Consider the following 2,561-nt stretch of genomic DNA (forward strand, 5'->3'; position numbering starts at 1 on the left):
GGTCCTGTACCTTCAGGAAAAGGATCGTTAAATGTAGGATATGGTTACTCTAATACAAAAACGGAAACAGAAAGCATCTCTAATAGTTTTGATTGGTCAACAGCAACAACTGTTGATTCAGCTAAAGCAGCAAATGTGCGCTTCCATCTAGAATATAAAAACACGGGTACAGCGTCTGCTGGGGATGTTTCACCTCACTTTAACATTCGATTAGGTAATAAAATTATTAATACTGTTAAGGCGACACAAGATCGTTATAAAGCCAACTTGTTAACTACAGCAAAAGGCGGAAACAATAAAACTGAAATTCTAATGGATAGTATAGAAGGTCAAGCGGATGTGAAAATTTCTCTAACACTAGATGAATTAAAAGCGGTAGAACAAGGGGCACCCCTTTCTATTGAGGTCTTGCCTACCAGTACAATGAATGTATATACAATGAAAGATGGAAAGTTTGAAAATTTAGGTGATTGGTCGCATTTTGCATCAAATGTAAATGCTTCTACTACATTAGTAGAAACAAATTTGGGTTCTATACCAAAATTTAGAGTGTATACACCAAGAACGAACAAAACAAAACCTGCTAGCGTTGATTATAATCTTTCACTGGACGAATTTTTTGAAAATAGCGGGATAGGCAAGGGGGCTTGGGTAGCGAATCATATTGTAAATGGTCAGCCAAAAGAAAATCTAGTTCGTTATGGTCCAAATCGTTCTCTTTTAGAACGAGGTGTGAACCTTGGTTTCTTTGATCAACGCGCACTACAACCAACTCTATCATATAGCAGTTATGATTATAGCAAGAAAAAGATTTATGCTTCGGTTATACCAGGTATATTTAATTTAAATAAAGAAATCTTTGTTACGGTTCGTAATAAAAAAGGTGAGAGCCAAAAGGTAACATTAGTTCGAAATCAGAATTCAAATGTATATGAATCTAAAGAAAATGAACCTGTAGACATAGCAGTTAACCGTGCATCTCTTGGGGAATCGCACGCTAAGTTTGAATTAATTGATGTAAAAGACAATAAAACTGAAGTTTTCACGCCTCTTGTTTCAAATAAAAACTATCTAGACGCTATCGATAAAATAGTAGTAGATAATTCCGGAGAACCTATAGTAGAAGGAAAACAGTATTATTTGAAGTCAGCTACTAACTTCGCTAACGGTGTAAACGAATCTTGGAGCGCTGGTACTTTAAACCAATCAATTAATGGGAGATATGTACACTTTTCACTTAAGGGGAATAACTGGGATGGATTGAGACTCGGTCCTATCCAACAAGCAATACATGGACCAGACGTTCAAGCAACACCAGTAATACTTGAAAGAAAAGGTAAATCTAGACCGGAAGAACTATTCAAAAAAGATGAAGAAGTGTTTATGAAGTTTACGAATAGTAGTCATAGTAATTATCAGTATTTAAACATTGGAAATGGTTATGACTATAGTTGGTTAGATACTGATCACAATAAATCTGCTATTAAATTAGACAAGCTTACTAATCAGAAGAACTTCTATATAAAATCTGATTCTAATTATATAACATCAAGAGAAAACCAGTGGACTAGTTCTGTTGCAGATAATGGTATTGCCCCACTTGTAGGTGCTGGTGAGCGTGTTTTAAAATCTGAGCATACAACTTCACCAGGTAATTATCACCAATGGGAATTAGAAAGTATTAAGTAAAGAATGATGCGGTATATGTCCCCCTGTCTATATGGATGGGGGGACATATAAGGTTATTTGAATTTATTTGCCTGATGGATATGTAGCGAAACCTAGGACGGTAATACCTAAAATAATATAAGTATTATTATAATTTAAGATGAATGCATAAAAAGAGGTTGTCCCAAAAGTAGCTGAATAGCTACTTTTGGGCAACCTCTTTTATATTTTATGAAAATAATTATAGGTATGAACATTTAATTAATGTTAAAATATAACAAAGTTGTATAGTTGTGGTTTTTTGGAGGGTTAAATATGTTAATGAATCTAGTATGTACTCTACTAATCATTTCCGTACTTACTATAGTTGTAAGAAAAACTTTCATTTTAAATCACTATCTTTGTAATTTAATGGCATTTTTTTGTGCTTATATGACAACATCTTCTTATATGTTAAATCAACTTTCGTTAGTGAAAACAATAGTTGTACTAGTTTTGTTGTTTATAACTTTAGTTCTCATATACTCACATTTCGATATTAGAGGGCTAGCTTTTAACGATTATACAGTGTTTAATTTACCTTCTAGCCGAGTGAATATATTAGTGAAAGAAGGACTTACTGAAGCAAATATAGAATTTACGTTGGATAAAAATAATATATATTTATCGGAATCTCCTGCTAAGATTCGAATTTTAAATAGGCCGTTTCATACTACTGATATTCTATTTAGAAAATGTCCAGAGGATATGAAGACGAAAATTAAAGGCATTATTGAAAGAAAGATAAAAGAGGAAGAAAAGAGTTTTCCGCTTTCGGGTGTATTGTTGATTGTTTTAGGAGCAATAATATTTTTCGTAAAATAGTAGCAGTGTGAAATGTTTTTTTGCAAGAG

At 33.2% G+C, this 2,561-nt stretch carries 2 protein-coding genes; both read left to right on the plus strand.

The features are described from left to right. The coding region (locus tag AC1DTM_RS22455) for a binary toxin-like calcium binding domain-containing protein (protein ID WP_477000916.1) at positions 1 to 1,689 on the plus strand (1,689 nt) is incomplete at its 5' end. A 294-nt stretch (positions 1,690 to 1,983) separates the two neighbouring features. Then, positions 1,984 to 2,532, plus strand: a complete 549-nt coding sequence (locus AC1DTM_RS22460) for a hypothetical protein (protein ID WP_088099394.1) — start codon at positions 1,984 to 1,986, stop codon at positions 2,530 to 2,532. Positions 2,533 to 2,561: the final 29 nt, after the last annotated feature.

Source organism: Bacillus sp. P4_D3 (genome assembly GCF_056401855.1).

What these genes read in the sequence shown, in the direction of transcription:
- AC1DTM_RS22460 (WP_088099394.1), top strand. Translation starts at nt 1,984, where the DNA reads ATGTTAATGAATCTAGTATGTACTCTACTAATCATTTCCGTACTTACT.